The 26,601-nt window shown below is 70.2% G+C and carries 25 protein-coding genes and 2 pseudogenes; 15 read left to right on the plus strand and 12 right to left on the minus strand.

Features of this window, described 5'->3' with window-relative positions:
• Positions 1-87: 87 nt before the first annotated feature.
• From AB0I42_RS20505 to lepB, 4 genes are all read left to right on the plus strand, one after another.
• On the plus strand, positions 88-480 hold the full coding sequence (locus tag AB0I42_RS20505) for a VOC family protein (protein WP_357539129.1): 393 nt from the start codon (positions 88-90) through the stop codon (positions 478-480).
• Between the two features lie 83 nt (positions 481-563).
• The gene (locus tag AB0I42_RS20510; protein WP_357539130.1) at positions 564-1,541 is read left to right on the plus strand and encodes an NAD(+)/NADH kinase; all 978 of its coding nucleotides are present in this window, start codon (positions 564-566) and stop codon (positions 1,539-1,541) included.
• A 189-nt stretch (positions 1,542-1,730) separates the two neighbouring features.
• Entirely contained in the window at positions 1,731-2,810 is a 1,080-nt protein-coding gene (locus tag AB0I42_RS20515) for a DUF418 domain-containing protein (RefSeq protein WP_357539131.1), read from the plus strand.
• A gap of 29 nt (positions 2,811-2,839) precedes the next feature.
• Positions 2,840-3,118 carry a signal peptidase I gene (lepB, locus tag AB0I42_RS20520; RefSeq protein WP_357539177.1) on the plus strand — a complete coding sequence of 93 codons (279 nt, stop codon included), beginning with the start codon at positions 2,840-2,842 and terminating at the stop codon, positions 3,116-3,118.
• 72 nt (positions 3,119-3,190) lie between these two features.
• On the opposite strand, the gene AB0I42_RS20525 is transcribed toward lepB, so the two are convergent.
• Together AB0I42_RS20525 and AB0I42_RS20530 are read right to left on the minus strand one after the other, a co-directional pair.
• Entirely contained in the window at positions 3,191-3,763 is a 573-nt protein-coding gene (locus AB0I42_RS20525) for a GNAT family N-acetyltransferase (RefSeq protein WP_357539132.1), read from the minus strand.
• Positions 3,764-3,797: 34 nt separating this feature from the next.
• Positions 3,798-5,000 (minus strand): FAD-dependent monooxygenase, encoded by a 1,203-nt coding sequence (locus AB0I42_RS20530; RefSeq protein ID WP_357539133.1) that lies wholly within the window; start codon positions 4,998-5,000, stop codon positions 3,798-3,800.
• A 24-nt stretch (positions 5,001-5,024) separates the two neighbouring features.
• On the opposite strand from AB0I42_RS20530, the gene AB0I42_RS20535 reads away from it, so the two are divergent.
• Complete coding sequence (locus tag AB0I42_RS20535) at positions 5,025-5,750, plus strand: TetR/AcrR family transcriptional regulator (protein ID WP_357539134.1); 726 nt, start codon at positions 5,025-5,027, stop codon at positions 5,748-5,750.
• Positions 5,751-5,929: 179 nt separating this feature from the next.
• Here AB0I42_RS20535 and AB0I42_RS20540 read toward each other — a convergent pair whose 3' ends face one another.
• Positions 5,930-8,284, minus strand: coding sequence for a PQQ-dependent sugar dehydrogenase (locus AB0I42_RS20540; RefSeq protein WP_357539135.1), 2,355 nt, complete (start codon positions 8,282-8,284; stop codon positions 5,930-5,932).
• A gap of 274 nt (positions 8,285-8,558) precedes the next feature.
• Here AB0I42_RS20540 and AB0I42_RS20545 point away from each other — a divergent pair, with 274 nt between their 5' ends.
• The 3 genes from AB0I42_RS20545 to AB0I42_RS20555 all read left to right on the plus strand — a co-directional run bounded on the left by AB0I42_RS20545 (position 8,559) and on the right by AB0I42_RS20555 (position 13,676).
• A complete protein-coding gene (locus AB0I42_RS20545; protein ID WP_357539178.1) occupies positions 8,559-10,631 on the plus strand; it encodes a DNA topoisomerase IV subunit B in 2,073 nt (690 codons plus the stop codon).
• 52 nt (positions 10,632-10,683) lie between these two features.
• Positions 10,684-13,212 (plus strand): DNA topoisomerase IV subunit A, encoded by a 2,529-nt coding sequence (locus AB0I42_RS20550; RefSeq protein ID WP_357539136.1) that lies wholly within the window; start codon positions 10,684-10,686, stop codon positions 13,210-13,212.
• A 122-nt stretch (positions 13,213-13,334) separates the two neighbouring features.
• On the plus strand, positions 13,335-13,676 hold the full coding sequence (locus AB0I42_RS20555; RefSeq protein WP_357539137.1) for a hypothetical protein: 342 nt from the start codon (positions 13,335-13,337) through the stop codon (positions 13,674-13,676).
• A gap of 81 nt (positions 13,677-13,757) precedes the next feature.
• Here AB0I42_RS20555 and AB0I42_RS20560 read toward each other — a convergent pair whose 3' ends face one another.
• Together AB0I42_RS20560 and AB0I42_RS20565 are read right to left on the minus strand one after the other, a co-directional pair.
• Positions 13,758-13,949 (minus strand): Imm1 family immunity protein, encoded by a 192-nt coding sequence (locus AB0I42_RS20560; protein WP_357539138.1) that lies wholly within the window; start codon positions 13,947-13,949, stop codon positions 13,758-13,760.
• Complete coding sequence (locus AB0I42_RS20565; RefSeq protein WP_357539139.1) at positions 13,946-14,218, minus strand: hypothetical protein; 273 nt, start codon at positions 14,216-14,218, stop codon at positions 13,946-13,948. The genes AB0I42_RS20560 and AB0I42_RS20565 overlap by 4 nt, the downstream gene beginning before the upstream one ends.
• 79 nt (positions 14,219-14,297) lie before the next feature.
• On the opposite strand from AB0I42_RS20565, the gene AB0I42_RS20570 reads away from it, so the two are divergent.
• A complete protein-coding gene (locus AB0I42_RS20570) occupies positions 14,298-14,462 on the plus strand; it encodes a hypothetical protein (protein ID WP_357539140.1) in 165 nt (54 codons plus the stop codon).
• Positions 14,463-14,679: 217 nt separating this feature from the next.
• Here AB0I42_RS20570 and AB0I42_RS20575 read toward each other — a convergent pair whose 3' ends face one another.
• The 3 genes and pseudogenes from AB0I42_RS20575 to AB0I42_RS20585 form a co-directional block, all read right to left on the minus strand.
• Complete coding sequence (locus tag AB0I42_RS20575; protein WP_357539141.1) at positions 14,680-15,099, minus strand: hypothetical protein; 420 nt, start codon at positions 15,097-15,099, stop codon at positions 14,680-14,682.
• Positions 15,100-15,392: 293 nt separating this feature from the next.
• Positions 15,393-17,675: pseudogene (locus AB0I42_RS20580) on the minus strand (Hsp70 family protein); the annotation flags it as partial.
• Positions 17,676-17,847: 172 nt separating this feature from the next.
• Positions 17,848-18,441: a hypothetical protein gene (locus AB0I42_RS20585; protein ID WP_357539142.1), complete on the minus strand. Its 594-nt coding sequence runs from the start codon at positions 18,439-18,441 to the stop codon at positions 17,848-17,850.
• A gap of 264 nt (positions 18,442-18,705) precedes the next feature.
• Here AB0I42_RS20585 and AB0I42_RS20590 point away from each other — a divergent pair, with 264 nt between their 5' ends.
• The gene (locus AB0I42_RS20590) at positions 18,706-19,839 is read left to right on the plus strand and encodes an amidase (RefSeq protein WP_357539143.1); all 1,134 of its coding nucleotides are present in this window, start codon (positions 18,706-18,708) and stop codon (positions 19,837-19,839) included.
• Between the two features lie 94 nt (positions 19,840-19,933).
• On the opposite strand, the gene AB0I42_RS20595 is transcribed toward AB0I42_RS20590, so the two are convergent.
• Both AB0I42_RS20595 and AB0I42_RS20600 read right to left on the minus strand, forming a co-directional pair.
• Positions 19,934-20,320 (minus strand): hypothetical protein, encoded by a 387-nt coding sequence (locus tag AB0I42_RS20595; RefSeq protein ID WP_357539144.1) that lies wholly within the window; start codon positions 20,318-20,320, stop codon positions 19,934-19,936.
• 243 nt (positions 20,321-20,563) lie between these two features.
• On the minus strand, positions 20,564-21,025 hold the full coding sequence (locus AB0I42_RS20600; protein WP_357539145.1) for a DUF2000 domain-containing protein: 462 nt from the start codon (positions 21,023-21,025) through the stop codon (positions 20,564-20,566).
• 49 nt (positions 21,026-21,074) lie between these two features.
• Between AB0I42_RS20600 and AB0I42_RS20605 the strand changes: the two genes are divergently transcribed.
• The 3 genes and pseudogenes from AB0I42_RS20605 (at position 21,075) to AB0I42_RS20615 (ending at position 22,534) form a co-directional block, all read left to right on the plus strand.
• On the plus strand, positions 21,075-21,881 hold the full coding sequence (locus AB0I42_RS20605) for an AraC family transcriptional regulator (protein WP_357539146.1): 807 nt from the start codon (positions 21,075-21,077) through the stop codon (positions 21,879-21,881).
• Positions 21,882-22,079: 198 nt separating this feature from the next.
• Positions 22,080-22,324: pseudogene (locus AB0I42_RS20610) on the plus strand (DUF664 domain-containing protein); the annotation flags it as partial.
• An 18-nt stretch (positions 22,325-22,342) separates the two neighbouring features.
• Entirely contained in the window at positions 22,343-22,534 is a 192-nt protein-coding gene (locus AB0I42_RS20615; RefSeq protein ID WP_357539180.1) for a hypothetical protein, read from the plus strand.
• 10 nt (positions 22,535-22,544) lie between these two features.
• On the opposite strand, the gene AB0I42_RS20620 is transcribed toward AB0I42_RS20615, so the two are convergent.
• Positions 22,545-23,417 carry an alpha/beta hydrolase gene (locus AB0I42_RS20620; RefSeq protein WP_357539147.1) on the minus strand — a complete coding sequence of 291 codons (873 nt, stop codon included), beginning with the start codon at positions 23,415-23,417 and terminating at the stop codon, positions 22,545-22,547.
• A gap of 326 nt (positions 23,418-23,743) precedes the next feature.
• Here AB0I42_RS20620 and AB0I42_RS20625 point away from each other — a divergent pair, with 326 nt between their 5' ends.
• On the plus strand, positions 23,744-25,273 hold the full coding sequence (locus tag AB0I42_RS20625) for an RtcB family protein (RefSeq protein ID WP_357539148.1): 1,530 nt from the start codon (positions 23,744-23,746) through the stop codon (positions 25,271-25,273).
• Between the two features lie 92 nt (positions 25,274-25,365).
• On the opposite strand, the gene AB0I42_RS20630 is transcribed toward AB0I42_RS20625, so the two are convergent.
• Positions 25,366-26,151: a BTAD domain-containing putative transcriptional regulator gene (locus AB0I42_RS20630; protein WP_357539149.1), complete on the minus strand. Its 786-nt coding sequence runs from the start codon at positions 26,149-26,151 to the stop codon at positions 25,366-25,368.
• A 147-nt stretch (positions 26,152-26,298) separates the two neighbouring features.
• Here AB0I42_RS20630 and AB0I42_RS20635 point away from each other — a divergent pair, with 147 nt between their 5' ends.
• Complete coding sequence (locus tag AB0I42_RS20635) at positions 26,299-26,514, plus strand: DUF6229 family protein (protein WP_357539150.1); 216 nt, start codon at positions 26,299-26,301, stop codon at positions 26,512-26,514.
• Positions 26,515-26,601 lie beyond the last annotated feature (87 nt).

Raw genomic sequence — 26,601 nt, forward strand, 5'->3', positions numbered from 1 at the left:
CGATACTCAACGCTCTGATGTGGACGCTCTGCCCGCCGCCCGACCGACCGGCCGCCGGCGTCGCGTGGCGGCGCCTATGCTCCCGGCATGCGGCTTGAGCAGATCACCATCGTGGTGCAGGAGTACGACCCGGCGATCACCTTCTTCACCGGGGTGCTCGGCTTCGAACTCGTCGAGGACTCGCCGTCGCTGACCAACGACGGCCGGCCGAAGCGGTGGGTCGTGGTGCGGCCGCCGGGCGCCGAGACCGGCATCCTGCTCGCCCGCGCCGACGGGGAGCGGCAGCGCGCCGCGGTCGGCGACCAGACCGCCGGCCGGGTCGGGTTCTTCCTGCGCGTCGACGACTTCGCCGCCACGTACCGGCGGCTGGTCGACGCCGGGGTCCGGTTCGTGACCGAACCCCGCGACCAGCCGTACGGCCGCGTCGTCGTCTTCCTCGACATCGCCGGCAACCGGTGGGATCTGCTCGGTCCGGCCTGAGCCCCGGGGCCGGGGGAATCCGGGCGGCCGGCCGCCGGACGTGCGATCGTGGCCGGAGCGGCGGGAGAACGGGGGCGCGGAGCGTGGACGACCAGCCGACGGACGGCCGGGTGATCGGGCTGGTGGTGCATCCGACCAGGCCGGTCGCCGACTCGGTACGGACCCTGCTCGACGCCGCCGGACGGCTCGGCGCCACCGTCGTCGCCCGGGACACCGACGCCGGCCGGGTCGCCGACGACCGGGTCACCCTCCTCGACCAGGCCACCTTCCTCGAGCGGGTCGGCATCGTGGTTAGCCTCGGCGGCGACGGCACCATGCTCGGCGCCATGCGGCTGCTCGTCGGGCGGGACGTCCCCGTACTCGGGGTCAACCACGGCCACCTCGGCTTCCTCGTCGAGATCGCCCCGCCCGACCTGGCCGCCGCGGTGGACCGCCTCGTCGTCGGCGACTTCACCCTCGAACCGCACGCCAACCTCGACATCACCGTCACCGGCGGACCGGACGACGTGACCCGCCACGTCGCGTTCAACGACGTCGTCCTGACCCCGGCCGCCCCGCCCGGCGGCACCGTCGTCGACCTGCTCGTCAACGACGCCCGGTACGGCTACTACCGCTGCGACGCGGTGGTCGCCTGCACCCCGACCGGATCGACGGCCTACAACTACGCCGCCGGCGGGCCGGTGCTGTCGCCGTCGGCGGCGACGGTCGCGGTCACCCCGGTCGCGCCGATGTCCGGCATCAACCGGGCGGTGGTCTTCGGCGGCACCGACACCATCGGCCTGCACAACCCGGCGCGGACCGCGCTGCGGATCACCGTCGACGGCACCGACGCCGGCCGGCTGCCGCCCGACGGCACCCTGTCGGTCACCGTACGGGCCGGCGGCGTCAACGTCGTCCGGCTCGATCCGACCGCGCACGCCCAGCGCAGCCGGGTCAAGCTGAGCCTGCTCGACCTGCCGCTGCGCCCCGACCAGCTCCTCGACCTGGTGCCGCCCCGGCTGCGTGACCAGGCCCGCCATGCCGGCGGACTGGCGTCCGGCCGGATTCCCGACGACCGGTAGGGCAAATCGACTTTGGTCAGGTCTGCTGTCGACCAAAGTGGTATGGCTACCGGCCGGTGCGCGCGGTTGGCTGATCGACATGTCAGCACCGCTTCCTCCGGACCTTCGAGACGCCTCGTGACGACGGATCTGTCCCGCCCGACCGCCCTTACGTCGCGCGCCCTGGGGCCCGACCTCGCACGTGGTTTCATGCTGTTGTTCATCGCCCTGGCCAACTCGCATTACTTCCTGCGTGGCTCGTCGGTGCTCGGCGGCTACCCACGCGACGGATCGGGCGTCGACTCGGCCGTCACCTGGTTGCTCTCGACCTTCGTCGACGGTCGGGCGTTTCCGATGTTCGGGCTGTTGTTCGGGTACGGCGTCGCCCAGATCGCGCGCAGACAGCGGGCGCTCGGGCCGTGGGCCGTACGCCGGCTGCTGTGGCGGCGCAGCCTGGTGCTGATCGTCGTGGGCTTTCTGCACGCGCTGCTGCTCTACGCCGGCGACATCCTGGCGGCGTACGGCGTGCTCCTGCTCGTGGGCGTGTGGTTGGTGCGCTGGAAGGACGGCTGGCTGCTACTGACGGCCCTGCTGTTCTTCGTGCTCGGCGCGCTGCCGGGCGACGGATCGTCGACCATCGACAGCAGCCCTCCGGACGTTGCGATGCTGCCACCGGACGTGCCCACCATGCTCGTCGAGCGGGCCCAGGTATCCCTCTACATCGCCTTCCTGGGCCCCGTCGGCTTCCTGTGCCCGTTCGCGATCGGGCTCTGGGCAGGGCGGCGGCGGATCCTGGAGCGGCCGGAGCGGCACCGGATGTTGCTGTGGGGTACGGCGTCGGTCGGGATCGGCGCCGCGGTGCTCGGCGCCCAACCGATCTCGCTGATGCTCGCCGGAGTGCTGACACCCCCGGACCAGCCGACACTCGAACTGATCGGCCCCCTGCATGACGCCACCGGGGTCCTGGGCGGTCTCGGCTACGCCGCGCTGCTGTCGCTGATCGCCGTCCGGTTCCAGGCTCGCGGCCCTGGGCGGATGGTCGACGCGATCGCCGCGGCCGGTGAGCGATCGATGACCTGTTACCTGGCCCAGTCGGTGGTCTGGGCGGTCGTCTTCACCCCGTTCCTCCTTGATCTCTCCGCCACCCTGACCGTCGCCGGCACGGCGTTTCTCGCCACCACGACGTGGCTGTCCACCGTGCTGCTGGCGGACTGGATGCGGCGGACCGGACGACGGGGGCCGTTCGAGGTACTGGTCCGACGGGTCACGTACCGGCGCAGCGGGCGGTGATCCGCGTACCGCCGGGCAGCGTGGCGCGGATGGTCCCGGCGCCGGTCGGAGCGGTCACCGGACACCTGCCGCACTCCGTACAAGGCCGCAAGACATGTTGGCATGGTCCGCCCGCCGCAGCGCAGGGTCGCTGTCGGCGGCGTGGGGTCGCGTCGAATCGCGAACGCGAGCCCGTGACGGTGCCCGAGGACACGGTCTTCGTGATGGGTGACGATCGCGCGATATCGCGGGACTCGCGGGCGTACGGACCCGTCCCCGACGGCGATGTCACCGGCCGTGTCGTGACCCGGCTCTGGCCGCTCGGATGATCGCCCACCGCGCGGGCGTCGCGCTGTCGTATCGCCCCGATGCCGGGCGACGGCGCGCGAGGGTGTGCGGACTCAGCGGGTGGGTGCCGGCTCGGCCGGCGGCCGCCACTCTCGTCTGAGCAGCCCGTAGACCCACGAGTCGGAGACCTCGCCGTTGACGATGCAGTCTTCCCGCAGCGTCCCTTCGCGCACGAACCCGAGCTTCTCCAGTACGCGGGCAGATGCCACGTTGCGGGTGTCGGTCTCGGCCTGGACGCGATTCAGGTCCAGCGTGTCGAACGCCCACCGCAGCAGGGCCCGCGCGGCCTCGGTCGCGTAGCCGTGGCCCCACGCCGCACTGTCGAAGCAGTAGCCCAGCGAGGCGCTGCGGTAGTCCGGATTCCATCGGTTCAGGCTGCACCAGCCGATGAACGCCCCGTCGGAGTCACGATCCACGGCCAGCCGTGCCCCGGTGCCCTCCTCTGCCATCTGTCGGCAAGCCGTGATGAACCGTTCGGAGCGCGCGGGTTCGCTCCACGGTGGCGCGTCCCAGTAGCGCAGCACGTAGGCGTTGCTGTGCAGGGCGAAGAGGTCGTTCGCGTCCGCGTCGTCGAAGGGACGCAGTCGCAGGCGGGTGGTGTGCAGCGTGGGGGTGGGCAGCGGCATCGGCGTCATGGTCCCGTCTGTGATTGATGGCCGATCAACCAGACATCCGCTGCGGGCCACTCGCAATGGGTTTTCTCGGTGGGCGGGCGGAACGGCGTGCTTGCTCATCGACACGTCCGGACGCTGGTGACGGCTCGGCGGGCCGGGCCGTGAAGAAGCGGATGATGTCGTCGGCCGCGGTGTGGGACAGCATCATCGCCTGGACGCGTGCGGACATTTCGGCGATCGGGTGGATCCTGGTGAACATCGCCTCTTCGTACGTCCGGATTGCCGAGTCGGGGTTGGTGGCGAGTTGGGCGGCGAGTTCGGCGGCGTCGAGCATGGCTTGGTTGGCGCCCTCGCCGACCGGCGGCATGAGGTGCGCGGCGTCACCGATGAGGGTGATGCCCGGTTGGTGGGCCCAGCGTGTACCGGTGGGCATCGCTTCGATCCTGCGTGGGGTCGGCGGGCCGTCGCCGGCTTCGATGAGTGCGGTGAGGTCGGGGTTCCAGCCATCGAACATGTCCAGCAGTGCGCGCTTGCTGCGGTAGGTGTCCAGGTGGCGATCGTCCGCGGGTAGGGAGATGCCGACTCGGATGCCGCCGTCGCCGAGGCGTTGGGCTGCCAGGATCTGGTTGACGCCGATGCACCACAGGTTTCCGGGGCCGACCAGTTCGGCGAGATCCGGGTGGCGTCGGTCGGCGTCGCTGATGCCGAGCTCCACCAGGGTGGCCACGGGGGACAGCGTCACGTCGGTCAGCAGCGGCCGGACGGCCGAGCGTGCGCCGTCCGCGCCGACGAGGATGTCGCAGTCGGTGCGGTGGCCGCCAGCGAACGTCAGCCCGAAGCCTCCGTCGGGTCGTGGTGCTGCCGCGACGAGCCGGTGCTGCCAGGCCACCGCGTCGGCGGGGAGCGAGTCGAGCAGAAGATCACGCAGTGTGCCGCGGTCGATCTCGGGGCGCCCGGAGAACGAGCCGGGTTGTGGCTTGTGGTGCACGAGGGTGCGTCCGGCCGGGTCGAGGATGCGATGTTCCTCGCCCTCCGGCCGTGCCTCGGACCGGAATCGGCCGGCGAGGCCGGCGTCGGCCAGGGCCTGTTGTCCGGACTCCGGGTGCAGGTTGAGCATTCCGCCCTGTGATCGCGTGGATCGGCCGGCCTCGCGTTCGTACACCACCGCGTCGATGCCGTGCCGGTGCAGGATTCGGGCCAGGGTCAGGCCGCCGAGGCCGCCGCCGGCGATCGCGATTCGCATCATCATCTCCGTTACCGTACGCTGTATCGTATGGATACGCCGTACGGTAGCGCGCCGGTTCCCGTCTGGGAACGGTCCGAGCCTCAGCCGCGGGCGGCGCCAGTGCCGCTGAGTCGCGCGAAGATCGCCGCTACGGCGGTCCGGCTCGCCGACGCGCACGGCCTCGACGGGCTATCGGTACGCAAGATCGCCAAGGAGCTCGGGGTCGGTCCGATGCGGCTCTACGACTATGTGGTCAACAGGTCCGAACTGCTCGATCTGATGGTCGACGCCGTGTACGCCCAGATCGCCGAGGCCGGCCAGCACTCCGAGTGGCGCGCCACGATCCTGGCCATCGTTCACCGGACCCGCGACGCCGCTCTTGAACATGAGTGGTTCGCCGATCTGTTGGGCGCAAGGCCACACATAGGACCTCATGCGCTCGCCGTGGGCGAATCGACCGCGGCGGCGCTCAGTCAGGCCCCTGGCGTGCGCGGTATCGACGATCTCCAGCGAGCATCGGGCGCCCTCAACGCCTTTGTCGTCGGGGCGCTCCGTACGGAGATCACCGAGCGGCGCACCGCCCGTTCCACCGGCACCGACGTGTCCACCTGGCAGGCCGCTCTCGGGCCCTACCTGACACGCATGCTCGAAACGGGCCGCTATCCCACTGTGGCCCGGCTCGTCATCGACGGCGCCCACCTCAACGCCGACGAGACCTTCCACCACAACCTGACCACCCTCTTGGACGGCATCACCAGCCATCCCCACCCGTGACCTGCCGCTCCCGGGAGCGAGCCGAATCCGTCCGGATCAGGCCGCGTCGCGGGTCGGGCAGTGGCGTCACGAGGTCGACGTCCACCCTGGAGATGCTGCGCACCCAGCTCGGGGTGCAGACGCCAGCCGGGGTACGGCGGGTCGGGACTACCCGCCGTACCCCGGCTCTCACCTGCCGGTCAGCTTCCGGCGGTGACGAGGCGGTACTGGGCCCGTACCTCGGACGGGGTGACCACGCGGTCGAGGAACATCAGGGCGTCCATCCGGCAGTCGCACGGGTTCTGTTCCCGGGTGTCCTGCGGGTAGGAGCCGCCGATCTTGATGCCGCGCGGGTCGGTCGGCGTGGTGTAGTGCGGTCCCTCACCGCCGACCTGCCACGGGTCGCCGGTCGCGGTGTAGAAGCCGTCGACCTTCTCGCCGTTGCGGTACAGCGCCATCGTCCCCTTGTCGAAGTCGAACGTCGCGGTCAGGTGCACCCACTCGTTCTGCGGCAGCAGGGTGCGCCAGTCCTCGCTGGCGGCGAACGTCTGCGAGGCGCCGCCGTCGAGCCGGCGGCCGAGCGCCACCAGGCGCAGTTCACCGTTGACGTTGATCAGCTCCAGCAGGGCGCGGACGCCGTGGCCGTCGGAGTCGCCGGTCAGGATGCCGGCCAGGCCGATGGCGTTGTAGCGGTCGTCGGGGTTGGCGGTGTTGGAGTTCAGCGCCGGGCTGTGCGGCCCGGTCAGTTTGAACCAGCCCATCACCGTGGTGCCCTTGGTCCGGTTGAAGGCGTTCAGCGTCGGTACGCCGTTCTGGTTGAAGATCCCGGCCTTCCAGTCGTCGTTGCCGGCGACGGTCGGGTTGACCTGCTTGGTCTGGATCGAGGTGTTGCTGCCCGGGTAGGCGCCGTCCTTGACCCGCATGTCCGGGCCGCCGTTGACGAGGCGGATGTCGGTGCCGGAGTAGCCCTTGTCGAGTTCCAGGGCGCGGTCCGGCGGGAAGATCGTCTCGAAGTCGTAGTAGGCGGCCAGGCTCCGCTCGATGCTGGGGTGCACGTCGGGGTTGGCCTTGACCCGGCGGGTTTCGGTGACCTTCCAGATCTTGCCGTTGGCCTTTGACAGCAGGTAGAGCTCGCCGTCGGCGTCGGTGCCGAAGCGCAGGTCGACGCGGCCGTCGCCGGCCAGGTCCTGGGTGTTCACCCGGTTTCCGGCCTGGTCGAAGAGGTGCAGTTGGTGGAGCTTGGCGAGCTTCTCCTTGTTGCGGCGCATCTGGTTCGCCTCGGTGTAGAACACCCGGCCCTCGACCAGGTCGCCGAAGACGTACTTGCCGCGCAGGGCCGGCAGGTCGCCGCGGTATACGAAGCCGCCGCTGATGGCGTGGCCGCTGTCGCTGGTGCACGGCCAGCCGGCCGGCGGGTCGTGGTCGTACGCGGCGACCGGGTAGACGTAGCCGCGGTCGTTGTTCGGCAGCGGGTAGAGGTTGCAGCGGTCGTTCTTGTCGAAGACGAAGGCGCCCTCGCGTACGCTCCAGCCGAGGTTGTCGCCGGCGCGGACCTCGTATACGGCCTCGATGGCGTGCTCGCCGATGTGGCCGAGGAACATCCGGTTGTTGGTGCCCGGGTCCCAGCTGAACCGGTGCGGGTCGCGCATCCCGTACGCGTAGATCTCGTCGAGGGCGCCGGCCTTCTTGACGAACGGGTTCTTCTTCGGGATGCCCCAGCGGCCGGTGGTGCTGTTGGTGCCGAGCGGGTCGATGCGCAGGATCTTGCCCTGCGGGGTGCCGAGGTTCTGCGGCTCGTCGGTGTTCACCCCGATGCCGCCGTCGCCGACGGCGAGGTAGAGCAGGCCGTAGTCGTCGTCGCGGGGCTTCGCGGTCGGGTTGAAGTCGATCTGCTGGATGGCGTGGATGTAGGTGGCGAACCCGATCCGCATGACCTCGTGCCGGGTGCCGCTGAACGTGTCGGCGGCCGGGTCGGTCGCGGTCCACTCGGTGACCACGCTGTGCACGACGGTGTTCGGCTGGGTGGTGAAGTCGGGGGTCTTCGAGGTCAGTGCGGCGCCGGCCTCGGTGTGCGTGGTGTAGAACTTGCCGTTCTGGGCGAATTTCGGGTGGAACGTCACGAAACCGAACCCACTGCCCAGGCCGCGGCCGGACCAGAAGTCGGGGGCGAAGGTGGCGCCGACGTCGAGGTAGTCGTGGTTGACGCCGTTCTCGACCAGGTAGAGCTTGCCGTTGAGGTCGGGCACGTAGAGCCGGCCGGACCCGTCCGGGACCTCGCCGAGGTAGTTGATCCGGGCGTGTCGCACCAGGCGCTGGTCGGTCGGTGCCGGAACCGGCTCCGACTTCGGGAAGCTCGCGAACTCCTCGACGACCAGGCCGAGGGTGGCCGGGGTCGGGTCCTCGGGAATCGGGTCGGTGATCGGGGCGTTGTTCGAGTTCGGCGCGCTGTTCGCGGTGGCGCCGGCGGGGGTCGCGGGCAGCGTGGCCACCAGCACCGCGGCGGCGGCGAGGGCGATGCTCCGGTGCCGTTTCTGCAGCCATCTGGGCTTCGACAAGGTAAGCCAACCAATCCGTCGTAGTAGCCAGAGAGCGCTTGCGAAAGCGCTTTCGTAAGCGCTTCCACACCATAGAGGCTGCTAACTGCGTGCGGCAAGCGTCACATGTAACTAGATCGAAATCCGCGAGTAATCCAGGTCCGGCCACCGGCCGGTCGCCGACCGATGTCCGACCGGCCGGTTAGGCTCACGGGCGGTGTCCCACCGGACGCCACCGGAACGAACAGGCCCGAAAGCGGGTGAGCCCACCTGCCAGAGCTGGGAGTACGACGAGTTGACCGCACAGCCCGAGGCCCTCTACGGGGCTGACGACCTCACCCACCTCGAGGGTCTGGACGCCGTCCGCAAGCGGCCCGGCATGTACATCGGGTCCACCGACAGTCGCGGTGTCGGGCACCTCGTCAACGAGATCCTCGACAACTCCACCGACGAGGGCGTCGCCGGGCACGCCACCCGTGTCGAGGTGATCCTGCACGCCGACGGGTCGGTGCAGGTCGACGACGACGGCCGTGGCATCCCCACCGACCGGCACGCCAAGTCCGGCCTGTCCGGCGTCGAGCTGGTGCTGACCAGGCTGCACGCCGGCGGCAAGTTCGGCGGCTCCGGCTACAAGACCTCCGGCGGCCTGCACGGCGTCGGCGCCTCGGCGGTCAACGCCCTGGCCCGGCGCTTCGACGTCACCGTACGCCGCGGTGGGCAGGTCCACGAGATGTCGTTCCGGCACGGCGTACCCGGGGTCTTCGACGGCCCCGACCCCGACGCCCCGCACACGCCCGAGTCCGGGCTGCGGATCGCCCGCAAGATGAAGCGCGGTGAGGCGACCGGCACCTCCATCCGCTACTGGTACGACGCCCGCTACTTCGAGTCCGGCGCCACCCTCGACGTCGCCGCCGTACGCGCCAAGCTGCGCAACACCGCGTTCCTCGTGCCCGGCGTCACCTACGTCCTGCGTGACCTGACCGGTGACGCGGCCGAGGGCGACGGTCCGACCGAGGAGGTCTTCCACTTCCCCAGCGGGCTGACCGACATGGTGGAGTTCCTCGCCCCGACCGGCGAGAAGGCCGTCTCCGGCACCCTGGTCATCACCGGCGAGGGCACCTACAAGGAGAACGCCGCCGACGAGAGCGGCGTCATGCAGGCCGGCGTCGAACGGCGGGCCGAGGTCGAGGTCGCGCTGCGCTGGGGGACCGGCTACGACCGCACCGTCGAGAGCTTCACCAACACCATCCGCAACGCCCACGGCGGCACCCACCGCAAGGGTTTCGAACGCGCCACCCTGCGCGCCCTCGCCGACGCCGTGAAGAACACCCGCGGGCTGCTGAAGGCCAAGGAGGATCCGCCGGTCCTCGACGACGTCCTCGAGGGAATGACGGCCGTCATCCACGTCCGCATCCCCGAGCCGCAGTTCACCTCGCAGACCAAGGACGAACTGTCCACCGCCGGGATCACCCGGGTCATCCAGACCGTCGTCGAACGGCAGCTACGGTCCTGGCTGGACGACCGGCGCAGCCGGGCCGAGGTCCGCACCGTACTGCAGAAGATCGTCGACGCGTCCCGGGTCCGGCTCACCCAGAAGCAGCAGAAGGACGCCGCCCGGCGCAAGACCGCCCTGGAGGGTGCGTCGATGCCGCCGAAGCTGGTCGACTGCCGCTCGACCGGGATCGGCCGCAGCGAGCTGTTCATCGTCGAGGGTGACAGCGCGCTCGGCACCGCCCGGCTGGCCCGCTCGTCGGAATACCAGGCGCTGCTCCCGATCCGGGGCAAGATCCTCAACGTGCAGAAGGCCAACCTGCAGCAGGTCCTCGACAACGCCGAGTGCTCGGCGATCGTCCAGGTCCTCGGCGCCGGCTCGGGCCGCACCTTCGACCTGGACGCGCTGCGCTACGGCCGGGTGCTGATCATGGCCGACGCCGACGTCGACGGCTCGCACATCCGTACCCTGCTGATCACCCTGTTCGCCAAGTACATGCGGCCGGTGATCGAGGCCGGACGGCTCTTCGCGGCGATGCCGCCCCTGCACAAGATCACCACCAAGGGCCGCAACACCCAGACGATCTACACGTATACCCAGGCCGAGATGACCGGCACCGTCGCCCGGCTGGAGAAGGCCGGCAAGCAGGTCGTCACGCCGATCCCGCGGTTCAAGGGTCTGGGCGAGATGAACGCCGACGAACTGTGGGAGACCACGATGAACCCGGCCAGCCGCGCCGTACGGCGGATCACGCTGGACGACGTCGAGGCCGCCGAACGGGTTCTCGAACTGCTGATGGGGGAGAAGGTCGAACCCCGCAAGAACTGGCTCATCGAGTCGGCCGACCGGGTCGACCAGGAGACGATCGACGCCTGACCGGCGTCACCCAGTCCGACCCGCCCGGTACGTCCGAACAGAAGGCTGAACCATGGCACGCCGCAAGGGCAACCAACCCAAGGTAGACCTGTCCGCGTTCGACCAGGCCGGTGCGCGGATCATCGACAATCCGCTCACCACCGAGGTCGAGGACTCCTACCTGGAGTACGCCTACTCGGTCATCCACTCGCGTGCGCTGCCCGACGCCCGCGACGGCCTCAAGCCGGTGCACCGGCGCATCCTGTTCTCGATGAGCGAGCAGGGCTACCGCCCCGACCGCCCGCACGTGAAGTCGGCCCGCGTCGTCGGTGACACCATGGGTAAGTACCACCCGCACGGCGACACCGCGATCTACGACGCCATGGTCCGGCTCGCCCAGGACTTCTCGCTCAACACCCCGCTGATCGACGGCCACGGCAACTTCGGCTCGCCCGACGACGGACCCGCCGCCTCCCGCTACACCGAGGCCCGGATGTCGCGCGAGGCGATGCTGCTCGTCGGCGAACTCGGCGAGGACACCATCGACTTCAAGGCCAACTACGACGGCTCGCTGGAAGAGCCGACCGTGTTGCCGGCCGCGTTCCCCAACCTGCTGGTCAACGGCACCTCCGGGATCGCGGTCGGGATGGCGACCAACATGATCCCGCACAACCTCGGCGAGGTTGTCGCCGCCGCCCGCTGGCTGATCAGGCACCCCGACGCCAGCCTCGACAAGCTCATGGAGTTCGTACCCGGCCCCGACCTGCCCACCGGCGGCATGCTGCTCGGCCTCGACGAGGTCCGCCGCGCCTACGAGACCGGACGCGGTGTCGTCCGCATGCGGGCCAAGGTCGAGATCGGCCCGGTCGAGGGCAGCCGCGGCCGGCAGGCGATCACCGTCGTCGAGCTGCCGTACGGCGTCGGCGCCGAGAAGGTCATCGAGGCGGTCACCGACGAGGTACGCGGCAAGCCGATCACCTCCGGCCCTCGCCGCGGCCAGCGGCAGGCGGCCCGCCTGCAGGGCGTCGCCGACGTCAAGGACCTCACCGACCGGGAGAACGGCACCCGGCTCGTCATCGAGTGCAAGGTCGGCGTCAACCCACAGGCCCTGCTCGCCGACCTCTACCGGCTCACCCCGCTGGAGCAGTCGTTCGGCGTCAACAACCTCGTCCTCGTCGACGGCCAGCCCCGCACCCTCGGCCTCAAGCCGCTGCTCGACGTGTTCCTCGCCCACCGCTACGACGTGGTGACCCGGCGCAGCAGCTTCCGCCGCCGCAAGCGGCAGGAACGCCTCCACCTGGTCGACGGCCTGCTCATCGCCCTGATCGACATCGACCGGGTGGTGGCGCTGATCCGCGGCAGCGACAACGTCCAGGCCGCCAAAGAGGCACTGATCAGCGAGTTCTCGCTCACCGAGGTCCAGGCCACCTACATCCTCGACACCCCGCTGCGCCGGCTGACCCGCTTCGACCGCATCGAACTCGAAACCGAGCAGGAGCGGCTGCGCGGCGAGATCGCCGAACTGTCGAAGATCCTCGACGACGAGTCGGTGCTGAAGAAGGTGGTCTCCGACGAGTTGGCCGCCGTCGCCAAGGAGTTCTCCACGCCCCGGCGCACCACGCTGATCGACGGCGACCTCAAGGAGGTCCTCGCCGCGTCCGCGCCCGCCGGCCCGCTCGAGGTTGCCGACGACCCCTGCCAGGTCATCCTGTCCACGTCCGGGCTCGTCGCCCGGACCGCCGCCGAATCCGAGGAGGCGACCGAGGGCCGCCGCCGCAACGGCCGCGTCCGGCACGACACCGTACGCTCCCTCGTCCACTCCACCGCCCGTGGCCAGGTGCTCCTCGTCACCAACACCGGCCGCGCCTTCAAGACCGACGTACTCCCGCTGCCGGTCCTGCCCGAACAGGCCGGCACCGTCTCGCTCAGCGGCGGCATGTCCGCCAGCGAACTCCTGCCGCTCGAACCGGGGGAGCGGGTCGTCGCTCTCGCCCCGCTCGGCGAGCAGGGCGCCGGCTCCCCGGGCCTCGCCATCGGTACCCGGGCCGGCGTGGTCAAGGTGACCGCCCCCGAATGGCCCGTACGCTCCGACGAGTTCGAGGTCATCAGCCTGCGCGAAGGCGACGAGATCGTCGGCGCGACCTGGCTCACCGACGGCACCGAGACGCTCGCGTTCGTCTCCTCCGACGCCTCGCTGCTGCGGTTCGGCGCCAACCTCGTCCGCCCGCAGGGCATCAAGGGCGGCGGCATGGCCGGCATCAACCTCGCCAACGACGCCCGGGTCGTCTTCTTCGGCGCCGTACGCACCGACGACGCCGCGCACGGCGAGCCGATGGTGGTCACTTCGACCGGTGTCGGCGTGAAGGTCACCCCGTTCGAGGCGTACCCGGCCAAGGGCCGCGCCACCGGCGGGGTCCGCGCCCAGCGGTTCCTCAAGGGCGAGCAGGAGCTGACCGTAGCCTGGATCGGCCCCCGGCCGGCCGGCGCGACCGAGACCGGCGAGCCGGTCGAGTTGCCGCCGGTCGACCAGCGCCGAGACGGCTCCGGCACCCCGGTCATGCTCGGCCCCGGTGTCGTCGGCCACCTCATCGAACGCGACTGACCTTTGGCGCCGACCACCGCCGGCAGGTTCGTGCCGGCGGCGGTCGGGTCTGAGCGGGATCAGCCCACACCGGGTCGCGGCGTCGGGCGGTAACCTGACTCGCGACGAACACGGAGGCGCGGATGCAGACGAGCGACCCGGATCCGCACATCCACGTCGAGCGCAAGGTGCCGAAGGCCGACGCCGACACCCGCAACCTCGTCGTGTCGATGCTGGGCCGCGCGACGGACGCTCCGACCGTCGTCACCACCGGCTGCGGAGTCCAGGTGCCCTACGCGATGACCTCCACCCGTCCGGAGAGCGTCACCTGTCTCGCCTGCCGCGAACACGCCCACCGGGAATGCCTGCGCTTCGCCGACCAGATCGAGCACCTGGGCTTCATGCCCGGGGCGCCCCTCACCGGCGACCAGGTGGCCGAGGGCGCGCGACGGATGCGAGAACTCGCGAAAAGGTTTGCCGGCTGAGCGAGGCAGATGCTCCAGCCCTCTCGGATGCCAATTTGTTGCGTCTGTGCCACGTCTGGACCACGCCGCACGGGTTGAAGATCAAGTTAGTCGGCGACGACGTTCCAGCCGAGGTTCGAGGGCCGGCCGGCCGCCACTGGTCAGGAATTCGTGGGCGGCGGCCCGTGCGCCCGCCGGTGTGACCCGGGTCCGTTCGGGCCAGGCGTCGGTCGGGGTGCCGGCGTAGTCGAAGGTGAAGGTGGGGCCGTCGTCGCCCCGGAGGCGACCCGTCACCCGCTACCGCCGCCGCCACCGTCCCCGCCGCCGCCGTCCCCGCCACCGTCACCGCCGAAGTCTCCACCGCCGCCCTCGCCGCGGCGGCTGGATCCGTTGGAGCTGGTGAAGAACGAGGAGACCGGGGTGCCAGTCGACCAGGCCAGTATCAGTATGAAGACGACGACGATTCCTCCGAGGATCAACGCCGTGGTCAAGGCAGCCATCATGAGTGCCTCTAAGTTCAGCATGTTCCGCCTCCTCCTCTGTTGCCCCCTGGCGGTCTCCATCCAGTGTGGCGTGTCGCGTCGGGTGGACGGAAGGGTCGCACGGGCAACTCGTCGACGAGCACCAGGACAACGACGCCTGGTGCTCGTCGACGCCGGCGGGCACGGGTTCGTACTCGAACTCGACGGAGCCGTCTGCGGCGTGATCGGCGTCGAGGTCGCCGACGGTCGGATCGCCGAGCTGAACCTGGTGGTCAACCCCGCGAAGCTGGGGCTGTGGCCGCCTTCCTCCGCCGCCGGCTCTTGATCGTCTGCGGCTCAGACCGTCGACACGCCGTACCGAGTGGGCCGCAACCGCAGACGATCGTGACGGCTCGGCGCCGCGACCACGGCGTCCGGCACCCCGCCGCCCTACGCCACCTGTTCAACCGGCTCCTCGGCTGTCTCTACCGCTGCTTGGCCACCGAACAGCTATACGATCCGACCAAGGCCTTCGCCCCGGTGACGACGGTAAGCCCCTGAAGTCAGTCGAGTAGTGCCTGGGCAACCTCATCGAGCAGATCCCGAGCATCGGCGCGAACATCCGGATCAGATTCGGCCAGCAGGCCCTCCACCGCGGCTAGGAACCGCAAGCGACTCCGCAAGTCGGCGCAGGACAGTTCGAACAGGACGCGGCTCAGGGCAGCGCCGAGATGGTCCGCTGTCTGCGGCGCCGCGACGTGCCACACCGCGGCCAGCAGCCGCAGCGCCGGTGCGTCACCACGCCTCAGCAGCGCCTCAGCAGTCGCCTCGGTGACCGCGGTGTCACCACGGTCGAGAAGGAGATCGCGCACCGCGGCATCCACCGGCTCCTGCCCGGCAACAGCGCTCAGATGGCGCCCGGCATTGGCCCGGTCCGACCACACCTGCGACCGAGTCAGGCGCAGGGCTTCGTCCGTGTCCACTGGGAGATCATCCCCGGTCCTTGACCTCGACGGATATCGGACGTCTCGGCTGGACCGGCCGAGGATCCGCACCCCACAAGCAGCCGACCGGTAGGCCTGGCTGATCATCACCGCCCCACACCCAACCACGCCTCGCCCGCCACCTCACCACCGATCTGCGCCATCCCTGGGAACGGCCCACGCCACCCGACGGTCAACGACGACCGCGGTGCCCGCGCCGGCATGGGGGCAGCTCTTGCACGCTGCCCTCCCTCGCCGTTGATGGCGTCAGGAGTGACCCGCCACAGTCGTACGGTGTGGTCGCTGCTGGCGGTGGCGAGGGTTTTGCCGTCGGGGCTGAACGCCACGCCGTTGACCGTGTCGGTGTGGCCGGTGAGGGTGACGATGGTCTGGCCGGTGGCAGGGTTCCACAGCCGTACGGTGTGGTCGCTGCTGGCGGTGGCGAGGGTTTTGCCGTCGGGGCTGAACGCCACGCCGTTGACCGTGTCGGTGTGACCGGTGAGGGTGACGATGGTCTGGCCGGTGGCAACGTTCCACAGCCGTACGGTCTTGCCGTCGCTGGCGGTGGCGAGGGTCTTGCCGTCAGGGCTGAACGCCACACTGCGGACCGTGTCGGTGTGGCCGGTGAGGGTGGCGGTGACCTTGCGGGTGGCAACGTCCCATACCAGTACGGTTTCGTCGATGCTGGCGGCGGCGAGACTCTTGCCGTCTCGGCTGAACGCCAGACTGTGGAACCAGGTGGGCTCGGTGAGAGTGGCGACGACCTTGTGGGCGGCCACGTCCCACAGCCGTATGGTGTCGCTGGCGGTGGCGAGGGTCTTGCCGTCGGGGCTGAACGCCACGCCGGTGACGATTCTGTCGTGGCCGGTGAGGTTGGCGGTGGTCTTGCCGGTGTTCACGTTCCACAGTCGAGCGACGTCGTCGAAGCCGGCGGTGGCAAGGGTTTTGCCGTCGGGGCTGAACACCACGTCATAGACACTCTCGCTGTGGCCGAGGAACTCGGCGGTGGCGTTGCCGGCGGCCACGTCCCACAGCCGGACGGTTTCGTCCATACCGGTGCTGGCGAGAGTTTTACCGTCAGGGCTGAACGCCACGCTGGCGACCATGTTGGTGTGGCCGGTCAGGCTACGGGCGTTCGACGTGCGTCGGCCGGTGGGGGCGGTGCTGTTCGGTGGACTGTCGCCAGAGGGGGTGGCGGTGGTCTGGGGCCGGGGGCCGGACGAGTCGGGGTTGGTGGGTAGGAAGCTCGGCAGGCTGGTGGCGGTGACGACTGCCAGTACCAGGGCGATGGCGCCGCCGATGGCGGCTTTGTCGCGTCGGGTTCGAGGTGGCCAGTGCGGCCAGCGGACGAGGGCGGCGGCAACGCCTGGGTCGGGTTTCACCTTGCCCGGGGTGTTGCCGGTCGTCGTCGGCTGACCGGTTTGGTGGGGAGCGTCATCGGTGGTCGGGGGTGGTGCGGCCGGTGGTTCGGCGGGGGCCGGAGGCGCTGTCGCGGGTGGGGTGGGTTCGTTGGCCGTGGTGTGGAGCGCGCCTTCGGCGACGACGAGTTCGGGGTGGTCGAGGGTGGTGGGGGCGATGCGTAGGGCGCGGTGCAGCAGGGAGGCGGCGAGGGGGACCCGGGAGGAGCCGCCGACGAGGAGGATCCCGGTGATGTGTTCGCGGGGTATGCCGGCGTCGCGGAGGATCCGGGTGGTCAGGTTGACGGTGCGGTCGAGGTGGGGGCGGGCCGCCGTTTCGAGTTCGTCGCGGGTCAGGTGGATGACGGTGTCGACGAGCGGGATGTGCAGGTCGGCGGTGGTGTGGCGGGACAGTTGTTCCTTGACGGTTCGGGCGTCGCGCCACAGCAGGTGGCGGGCCCGCTGGTCGGCGGGGGTTTGCGGCCAGTCGAGTCGTCCCCACGCGTCGGTGGCGGTGGCGGTCAGCGACCGGGCGTGACTCACGACGGCGGCGTCGATGTCGAGGCCGCCGACGTCATCGAGCCCGGCGGTGGCCACGACCTGCGGCCCGCCGGGGGTGCGGCGGACGACGCTGACGTCGCAGGTGCCGGCGCCGAGGTCGTAGACGACCAGGTGGCGGTCGAACGGCAGGTCGTGGTCGAGGACGGTGGCGAAGTAGGCCGCGGCGGCGACCGGTTCGGGGACGAGGCCGCAGCCGCCGAGTCCGGCCCGTTCGGCGGCGGTGGCCAGGATTGCGAGGCGGGTGCGGCTCCACCCGGCCGGATGGGTGATCACCACCGTGTCCGGTGGTCTGCGCGCGACGCGTCGGGCTTCGTTGCTGACCCGGGTCAGTACCTCGGCGATCGCGTCGACGACGGTGATCTCCCGTTCGGCGAGCCAGATCGTTCCGTCGTCGATACGCCGTTTCGGATTGGCTTCGAAGCCGGCCGGGTGGGTGGCCACGGCGCGTTCGGCGTCCGCTCCGGTGAGCAGCAGCCCAGGGGCCCGGCCGGCGAAGACCCCGGAGGGTAGCAGCGGCGAGGCGTCGAACAGCAGTGGCCGTGCCCGCCCGTCCGGGGCCGCGAGTATCGCCACCGTCGACGAGGTGCCGAAGTCCACTCCGAGCCGATATCCGCCCATTGTCACCTGATCAGCCTAGAAGGGGGCAACAAGCGGTACGCCACCCGCGAGCGCGGCCGGACCTGCGGTCCGATGGCGGCGAGGTGCCGGCCCCGTACACCGATCATGCCTGCCCGGCGATGCCGAACGCGGCCTCGACCAGGGTGGAAAGGACCTGGACCGCGGATACGCCTTAACTGTCGAACCAGACGACCAGCCGTACGTTGTCGTCGCCATGTCGCTCGGCGAGACCGCGCATCGTGTCCAGCAGCGTGCGCAGCGGCGGGTCGCCACGCAGGACGTCGCCCTGGCGGAGGCGCTCCACCCGCCACATCCTGTCGGCCGCGCGCCACTGGGTTCCTTCGGGATAGCTGCTACCCCGGGGGTCGGCGTCCTCGCCGGCCACCGCGCGCCAAGCGCGCCCGTGGTGACCCGCCTTGCCGGCGAGGATCGGTCCTTCGCTCGTCAGTTCGTACTCGTGGATCCGGTCGTCCACTCGGGGGGCCTGCGCCGTCCAGTCGATGCTGGCCAGTTGTGTCCACGCCACCCAGGTGTGATCGTGTTCGTCGTCGAAGAACCGGAGAGCGAGCAGTTCCGGGCTGGCGTCCGCCGGTAGGCCACGGCCGGGCGAGACGGGTTCGAACCCGGCGTAGTTCCGCACACCGAACAGCAGACCGAAGGCATCGTAGTTGCGCGGCAGGTCATCCACGCCGACGTCGGTCAGCAGCCACGGCGATCCCGGACCGTTCGGCCGGATCTCCACCCCGCCGGCGATATCGGTACCCACGTCAACTCGCCCTTCGTCCGCGACGGCCGGAACATGCCGGCGGAGACGGGTCCCGCACCCCGGCCGTGCGAACACCATACGGAGTCGTGCCGTCGCCGAACCGCGCCACGGTCAACCTGCCGCCGGACCAGTGTGGTTTCCCCTGGCGGGAGAACCGGCCGCGAGCATGGAATGGGCGCCGTGAACGCGTCCTCCTTGCCATCGACGGTTCCAACGCCGGAAAATGCTTGGTGGTCGGTCGTCGGCACGTCGTATGTTCGCCGGATGTCGATCTGGATCACCCGCTTCGATCCACCCGCCGCCAACCCCGACGGGCTCGTCCGCGTCGCCGTCAAGGACGCCATCGACATGGCCGGCGTGATCACGACCGCCGGGTGCGTGGCGGTACGTGATCGGGCGGCCCTCGCCGCGTCCGATGCGCGCTGCCTCGCCGGCGTGCGCGCGGCCGGCGCGTACATCGTCGGCAAGACCACGCTGACCGAGCTGTGTGTCAGCCCGGCGGGCGACAACGCGACGTTCGGCACCCCCGTCAACCCGGTGGCGCCCGACCGCATCCCGGGTGGTTCATCCAGCGGCAGCGCGGTGGCGGTCGCCAACGGTGAAGCGGACATCGGGCTGGGCACCGACACCGGCGGCTCGGTCCGTATCCCGGCCGCGTGTTGCGCGATCGTGGGATTGAAGACGACCTGGGGACGGGTGCCGACGGAAGGTGTCTGGCCGTTGGCGCCCAGTCTGGACACGATTGGTCCGATGGCCCGCGACGTGGCCGGCGTGGTCACCGGAATGCGTCTGTTGGAGCCGGACTGGACGGTCGCGTCGCGTCCCGCTCGCCTGGTCGGACGGCTGCGGATAGACGGCGTCGACCCCGCGGTCGAAGAGGTCGTCGACGCGGCACTACACGCGGTTGGGTTCACCGTCCGCGAGGTGCGGCTGCCCGGATGGGAGCAGACCTACGACGCCCTCGACATGATCATCCTCGGGGAGTTGTGGCGGGCGCACCATACGCTGCTCGACGCCGACGGAGTCGGTGAGTTCGTCAGCGGCGGTCTGTACGCGGGCCGCGACGTCACCGATCAGCAGTTGGCCGAGGCCATGGTCGCCCGCGCGGCGTGGCAGGCGGAAGTGGCCGCGGTGCTGGACGAGGTCGACGTTCTGGCGCTGCCGACGCTGGTCGCGTCCCCGCCACTGTTGACCGCCTTCGCGGGTTTCCCACTCACCCGGCTGACCGCGCCGTTCAATCTCGCGGGCGTCCCCGCGATCTCCATGCCGATACCGTCATCTGGCTTTCCCGTGCCCGTCAGCCTGCAACTTGTCGGCCCGATGTACGGCGAGGGTCTGCTCTGCGCAACCGGGCTCGCGATCGAACGGGCGCTGGATCGTCCGCCCCTGCCGGACTGAGAGCGACCGAACAACGCAGAGGTCCGCCTCAGCGACGGTGCGCCCGTCACATCGCTCGATCGGGCGCAGGCAGCCGCCGTTGCCGTACCCGGCGTCAGTCCCGGTATGGCCACTCGGAGGCACCCACCACCATCCCGTAGAGGACATGGTCGGCCGCGAGGGCCAACTTCTGGCGGACGTCGCCCTCGCCGTCGGCGATCCCCAGCGTTCTCCGAATGACCAACTCGAAGCCCAGCCAGAAGGCGCTCCCGAAGGCGGGGCCGGCCCATGGTCGACGGCGTAGCTGTCGCGGGAGCATCCCGAACAGTACGCCGCCGAACGCCCCGTAGCTCCAGTGGATCCCCTCGACCAGGGCGGTTCGCTGGGCTACCGGGATCGCGTTCATCAGCCGCGGGGCCGTCTCGCACAGGACGGATTCTGGCGGTACCTGGGCTACCAGGCCGAGCGAGGTAGTAACCTGCCGAAGGCCAGACATGGCCATGGCCGCCATGGTCCCGCGGACCATTCCCGTCACCGCGGCACCGGTTCCGTGGCGCATCGGTACCCACCCCTTTCTGGCCCCGGCGTACCTCGAGGTGTCGGTGTGTACCCGCCGTTCAGGGCGGCTAACGCGGGTGATGCGGACCAAACTCCGTGACCTATCCAGAGGAAGGCGCCGACGAGGCCGCGCCGTTCCCGGGGTGTCGGCCTCGCCTGACCGTGCCGCCTCGAGGGCCGGCTCCTGTCACTGGTGCATCCGGGTGCCCTTCGTGATGCGGTCGACCGCGTTGCGTGGTCCGCGGAGCGCGACTCCGACCAGGTCGAGTTCGCCGGCGGGCACGCAGGCAACGGCGGCGCGGTTGGCTGCGTCGTGACCGGTGGAGAACAACTGGTGGGTGTAAACAGCGACCGGGACGCCCCGCTCGAGCGCCTTCTCCCGTGCCGCGGACAGCTTCGCCGCGTCCGCGGTGAAAACGAGCACCGGCTGACGAAGCATCGGCAGGTACTCGTTGCCGTCGTTGTCGCGATACGGCTCCCCGGTCAGGTCCGGAGCGCTTGTCGCGATGCCGCTCATGAGGAACGCGGTGACGTTCAACTCCTGCCAAGGCAGCAGGTCGTCTCGCAGCAGCACCGCAACCTTCGTATCGAAGCGGACAGGTGCGGTTGAGTCGGTAGCCGCGCCGGGCGCGGAAAGGGTGTCCTGCATCCGTCTACTGTCCGACGGCCCCGTCAGCCTGGTCTTGTACGTTCCTAGCATGGTCGACGCGGTGCGCGCGTGGCACCCTGAGGTGCCCTTGGTGCAGGAAGTGCTGCACGCGACGTTCGAGCACCATGCCTACCCGGCCCACACGCACGACTCCTGGACCGTACTGCTCATCGACGCCGGTGCGGTGGCATACGACCTGGACGGCGCCAGACACGAGGCGGTGCCGACGAGCGTGACGCTGCTGCCACCGCACGTTCCTCATGACGGCCGGTCGGCGGTTCGTGGAAAGTCCTTTCGCAAGCGGGTGCTCTACCTCGACCCCGCATGGTTGCCGCCACGTACCGCGACTGCTGCCGCGGCGACCCCCACGCTGCACGACGCACGTGCCGTCGTTGCGGCCCGGCACGTGCACGCGGCGCTGCGGTCGCCCGCCGATACCATGGCGGCCGAACACGGCATCCATGAGTTGCGCGAGCTCGCGCAAGCGCAACTCGTACGGCTGCCCTCGCCCGCGCACGATGTTCCTCTGGCACGCCGATTGCGTGAACTGCTCGATAGCCGACTCACCGAGTCGCTGACCATTGCCGAGGCTGCGCAGACGCTCGGCGCGCACCCGAATCACCTGATGCGAGCTTTCTCGCGGGCCTATGGCGTTCCACCGCACCGCTACGTGACGGGCCGCCGAGTCGACGTGGCGCGAAGACTTCTGCTGAAAGGGCGGACCCCCGCTGCCGCTGCCATCGAGGCGGGGTTTCACGACCAGTCACATCTCACGCGGCACTTTCGTAGGTTCCTCGGAACGACTCCCGCCGCGTTCGTCGGCCGCCGGCGCGGTGATGCGCCGCCGATCGCCTGACGAGGTTGTCGCTTCGGGCTCATCCCAGATGTCGTCTTGATGGGTCGGCGGTGGCTGAGCAGGGCGCAGACAAGGTCGCCGAAGGCCTGTGAGTGGTCGGCTTTGCGTTCGTGGCCGAGGGTGATCCCCGACTAGCTGCGCAGCGTGATCGTGGACAACGTCGCCGATGTGCCGGAGCCGGAGGTCCGTACCGCTGGGGTGCCCCCGGGCACCAACCTCCTCGGGCTGACCAGGCACCTGACCGCCGTCGAAAGGTTCTACTTCCTCGAGGAACCGATCAACAACATGAGCCGCACCTTCCGGCCCACCTGCGGCGCAACCGTCGAGGGCCTCCTCGCAGACTATCGGGCAGCTACTGCTCAAGCGAACCAGGTCATCGAAACCTGGACCGACCTGACCCCGCAGCACCCCGGCTCCCAGGTCGCGCCCTGCTGCCGTCCCAGCGATGGGTCCTGGTCCACATGATCGAAGAAGCCGGGCGGCACGCCGGGCACGCCGATGTCCTCCTGCTGTCGGCGTTCCGGGGCACGCAGAGGCGCCTTCTGCGCCTGACGGTCGGCAGCGACCGTCAGCTCTCGACCTTTCGCGACACCCGCCGCCATGACCGAGTTCGCCGCCGCGTCGATCCAGTTGTCGGTGACATTGACCGGTAACCGGGTGCTGCTACGGGTGGACGCGGCCCAGGAAGTCGCGCATCAGCGCCACCACTACGTCTATGTGCGTCTCCAGGAGCCAGTGCCCGCCGTCGAGCAGGTGCAGTTCGGCGTCCGGCAGGTCGCGCAGATAGGCGCGGGCCGCGCTCTCGGGCATGTAGCCATCGTACGGCCCCCACACGATCAGCGTGGGCGGGCGGTGCTTGCGCAGGTATGCCTGCTGCCGTGGGAACCACGCGACGGTGTTGCGCTGGTCGGCCAAGAGACGGACCAGGTTCTCCGGCCCCGGCGGGCGGCGGACCTGAGCCCACGACAGCGTCCACAGGTCGGGGCTGATTCGGTCGACGATCTCCTCCGGCACCTCGCCGCGAAATTCCGCGCGGAACCCATCCTCGGAGACGTTCTCCGCCACCCGCGCAAGCGCCTCGGGACTCGGGTCGGCCCACATCTCCTTCAGCGGCGCGTACTTCGGACCGTGCTCGTCCTCGTAGATGTCGCCGTTCTGGATGATCAGCGCGGCCACCCGCTCCGGCGCGCTCATCGCCAGCCGCAACCCGAACTGGGAGCCGTAGTCCTGCAGGTAGATGGCGTAGCGGGTCAGCCCCAGCACCTCGACGAACCGGCGCAGAAACTCGGCGTACGCATCGAAGGTGTAGGCGAAAGTGGCCGCCTCCGCCCGCGTGTACCCGAAGCCTGGCAGGTCGGGCGCGACCAGGCGCCAGCGCTCGCCGAGCGCCGGCATGAGATTGCGGAACTGGAACGACGATGATGGATAGCCGTGGGGCAGCAGCACCACCGGGCCGTCTCGTGGCCCGGCCTCCCGGTAAAAGGTCCGGATGCCGTCGACATCGGCAGTGCGGTGTGCGACCGGTACGCCTGGCATGAGGGCTTTCTACCCGCTGAGCCTGCGGTGAACCGCCGGCGTTGACATCGTGCACACCTGTACCCATCTGGTGCACGGGTGTAGTGCCGGGGGCTCGACCCCTCGGACCAATGGTCCCCGGCCTGTTGCCCGGGGCCAAACCCGGGAACGCCGGTGCCGGCGAAACGGGTTCGCGGGGCACGCCCGCCGCCGCCTATGCTGATCACGACCTCGCGGCTGCTGAACCGTCAGGCACACAACCAAACACGGTACGACCCGGATCCACGCGAGCACCATCGCGTGTCGGTGTCCCGTCCCCATCTTCAGCAGCTTCCGAAAGGCCCCACATGCCCGTCTCACAGCGGCCGGACCCCCGTCTGGTCCGGACCGACGACTCCTGGCTCACCCTGCCCAACCCCGCGAACGTGCCGGTGGAGGTCTGCGCCGGTCCCGAGGTCCCGATCGAGTCCGCGGCGATCGACGAACTCCTCACCGTGCTTCAGACCGCCGACACGCTGCGGGCGCTGGCCAGGGCCACGCCCGGCCTCGAGGTGGAACCCCGCATCGACCGGGTGGTGTGCACACCGGACTTCCACAAGGGCGCCGGCATCCCGATCGGCACCGTGCTGCGCACCGTCGGCGCCCTCATCCCGCAGGCGGTCGGCAACGACATCAACTGCGGGATGCGGGTCGAGGCCACCGACGTCACCGTCGACCGGCTGCGTCCGCACCTGGACACCCTCGAGCGACGGCTGCGCCACCTGTTCTTCGAGGGCGGACGCCGTATCGGCCTGACCGCGACGCAGCGGGAAGGGCTGCTGCGCGACGGGCTGCCCGGTCTGCTCGACGGCGGTGTCCCGACCGACGCCGACGGCGCCTGGCGTCAGGTCCGCCCGGACGACACGGCCGACCTCGACGGACGGCTCCACGCGACCGGATTCCCGGTCGGGTCCGCGTCCGGGTTCCGTGACTGGATCACCAGCGGCGGCGGGACGAGCTACGACAGCATCGTCGGCAGCATCGGCGGCGGCAACCACTTCGCCGAGCTGCAGTACGTGTCGGCCATCCACGACGGCGCGGCCGCGCACGCCTGGGGCCTGGCACCCGGCCGGGTCGTGCTGATGGTGCACAGCGGCTCCCTGTCGCTGGGGCATCAGGCCAACGCCACCGGCCAGGACCAGGCCCGCGCCGCCTGGCCGCGCGGCGTACCGATGCCGAACAACCGGATCCTGCCGATGCTGCTCGACGAAGCCGGCGCACCGCGGCGGGAGCGTTACCTGACCGCGTTTGCCAACGCGGCCAACTTCGCGATCGGCAACCGCTTCTTTCTGGCGATGATGCTGCGCGCCGGCCTCGCCGACGTGGTTGGGGAGATCGGCTCCCGGCTGGTCTACGACGCGCCGCACAACCTGCTCTGGCCACACGACGACGGCACCGTCGTGCACCGCAAGGGCGCCACCCCGGCGGGCGGGATCACCGACCATGCGCACCGCGGCCCCGAGCTGTGGGGCGAGCCGGTCATCGTTCCCGGCTCCATGGGCGCACCCAGCTACCTGCTGCGCGGGCTCGGCGAAACCCGCGCGCTGGGTAGCGCCTGTCACGGCGCCGGCCGTCGGGTTCCGCGTGGTGCGGCGGCCCGTGGCAGCGACGCCGAACTGGACGATTTCCTCCGCGAGTTCCGGGTCGTCACCCCGCTCGACCACCGTGACCCGGCCATCGCCGCCCGGCGGGACATCGTCGACGCCTGGCGCCGCGACCTGAAACAGGAAGCGCCGTGGGCGTACAAGGATGTCGGGCCGGTCGTGAACAGCCTCCGACGGGCGGACGTTGCCCGGCCCGTTGCCGAACTTCAGCCGGTTCTGACCGTGAAGGGCTGACCGGTGCCGTGCCCGTGGTCCGTCGAGCCGCAGCAGGGTTCGACCGGACCACCGGCGCGGCGGTCCGGTCAGCCGACCGGGGCGTGGTCGGGTCAGGCGGGCCGGTCGAGCGGATCCGGGCCGGTCAGGTCGAGGGCGGGATCGTGCCGTAGCACGGCGACGTGGAGTCGCTTCAGCTCCGGCGCCGGGTCGACGCCCAACTCGGTGGACAGCCAGACCCGGCGCTGGTGGTAGACGCTGGCCGCCTCGGCGCTACGCCCGGCGCGGTGCAACGCGAGCATCACCGCCACCGTCAGCCGGTCCCGGGTCGGGTGTGTGGCCGACAGGGCCATCAGTTCGTCCGCGATGGACGTGTGGTTCCCCAGTCGCAGCTCGGCCTCGTAGAGATCCTCGGCGGCGGTCAACCGGGCCGACTCGAGGCTGCCCAACAGCGGGTCCGTCGGGCCGGCCGGCGACCACCCGCCCAGGACCGGCCCCCGCCACAGGTCGAGCGCCTGCCGCAACACGTCCCGTACCTGCGGGTCGGAGCCGATCCTGCGGGAGGAGGCGACCAGCTCGAAGAACCGGTGGGCGTCCACCATCCGTTTCGGGATCCGCAGCGTGTACCCGTCGTCGCCCGTGGCTATGGCCCGGTGGGCCGTGCCGCCACCGAGCGCCCGCAACGCGGCCCGTAACTCCGACAGACGGCTGTGCAGGACGGCCCGCGGGCGGGCGGGTGGCCGGTCGCCCCACAACAGCTCGATCAGCCGCCCGCTCGACACATTGCGGTTGGCCTCGATGGCGAGGACGCCCAGGATCAACCGGTGTTGCCGCTTGGCGAGGCGAACCGGAGCGCCGTGGATGACCACCTCGACCGGTCCCAGGACCCGTACTTCCAATAGAGCTCCCGACGGTAAGAGACCTACCACCCAAAGTAATGGCCAGGTCAGGACACGGGAACCGTCCGGGAAGTCGGGGGGAAGGACCCGGCAAGCGCGCAGTCGAAGAATCGCATGTATCGATCAATTAGCGAAGGAGAGATGATCATGCCGATCACCACACTGCCCGATCTTGACCGGCTGCCGACGCAGGACCACATCACCCGGTGGTTGACGGACACCCCGGTCGACGGCTGGGAGAACCCGGCCGGCCCGCTGTTCACCGGCGGCGACTACGCCCTGCAGGAAATCACCATGACCCAGCGGTGCCTGGCCACCCGCTGCAGCTCCTGCACCGGCTCCCGACCCGTCCTGTGCTGCTGACCCGAACATGACCGATACCTCGGCTCCGCGGGCACCCCGCGCAACCGGCACCGCGACGACGGCGTCGAACCCCACGACGGGCCCCGC

Origin of the sequence: Polymorphospora sp. NPDC050346, assembly GCF_040655695.1 — a bacterium.
Lineage (GTDB): Bacteria > Actinomycetota > Actinomycetes > Mycobacteriales > Micromonosporaceae > Polymorphospora > Polymorphospora lycopeni.

Coding starts and splice junctions, on each gene's coding strand:
- AB0I42_RS20555 (WP_357539137.1), top strand. CDS start 13,335: ATGCAGACGAGCGACCCGGATCCGCACATCCACGTCGAGCGCAAGGTG.
- AB0I42_RS20605 (WP_357539146.1), top strand. CDS start 21,075: ATGGTCGACGCGGTGCGCGCGTGGCACCCTGAGGTGCCCTTGGTGCAG.
- AB0I42_RS20625 (WP_357539148.1), top strand. CDS start 23,744: ATGCCCGTCTCACAGCGGCCGGACCCCCGTCTGGTCCGGACCGACGAC.
- AB0I42_RS20565 (WP_357539139.1), bottom strand. CDS start 14,218: ATGGAGACCGCCAGGGGGCAACAGAGGAGGAGGCGGAACATGCTGAAC.
- AB0I42_RS20505 (WP_357539129.1), top strand. CDS start 88: ATGCGGCTTGAGCAGATCACCATCGTGGTGCAGGAGTACGACCCGGCG.
- AB0I42_RS20590 (WP_357539143.1), top strand. CDS start 18,706: ATGTCGATCTGGATCACCCGCTTCGATCCACCCGCCGCCAACCCCGAC.
- AB0I42_RS20535 (WP_357539134.1), top strand. CDS start 5,025: ATGGATACGCCGTACGGTAGCGCGCCGGTTCCCGTCTGGGAACGGTCC.
- AB0I42_RS20530 (WP_357539133.1), bottom strand. CDS start 5,000: ATGATGATGCGAATCGCGATCGCCGGCGGCGGCCTCGGCGGCCTGACC.
- AB0I42_RS20550 (WP_357539136.1), top strand. CDS start 10,684: ATGGCACGCCGCAAGGGCAACCAACCCAAGGTAGACCTGTCCGCGTTC.
- AB0I42_RS20615 (WP_357539180.1), top strand. CDS start 22,343: ATGATCGAAGAAGCCGGGCGGCACGCCGGGCACGCCGATGTCCTCCTG.
- AB0I42_RS20635 (WP_357539150.1), top strand. CDS start 26,299: ATGCCGATCACCACACTGCCCGATCTTGACCGGCTGCCGACGCAGGAC.
- lepB (WP_357539177.1), top strand. CDS start 2,840: ATGGTCCCGGCGCCGGTCGGAGCGGTCACCGGACACCTGCCGCACTCC.
- AB0I42_RS20515 (WP_357539131.1), top strand. CDS start 1,731: ATGCTGTTGTTCATCGCCCTGGCCAACTCGCATTACTTCCTGCGTGGC.
- AB0I42_RS20595 (WP_357539144.1), bottom strand. CDS start 20,320: ATGGCCATGTCTGGCCTTCGGCAGGTTACTACCTCGCTCGGCCTGGTA.
- AB0I42_RS20620 (WP_357539147.1), bottom strand. CDS start 23,417: ATGCCAGGCGTACCGGTCGCACACCGCACTGCCGATGTCGACGGCATC.
- AB0I42_RS20600 (WP_357539145.1), bottom strand. CDS start 21,025: ATGCAGGACACCCTTTCCGCGCCCGGCGCGGCTACCGACTCAACCGCA.
- AB0I42_RS20525 (WP_357539132.1), bottom strand. CDS start 3,763: ATGCCGCTGCCCACCCCCACGCTGCACACCACCCGCCTGCGACTGCGT.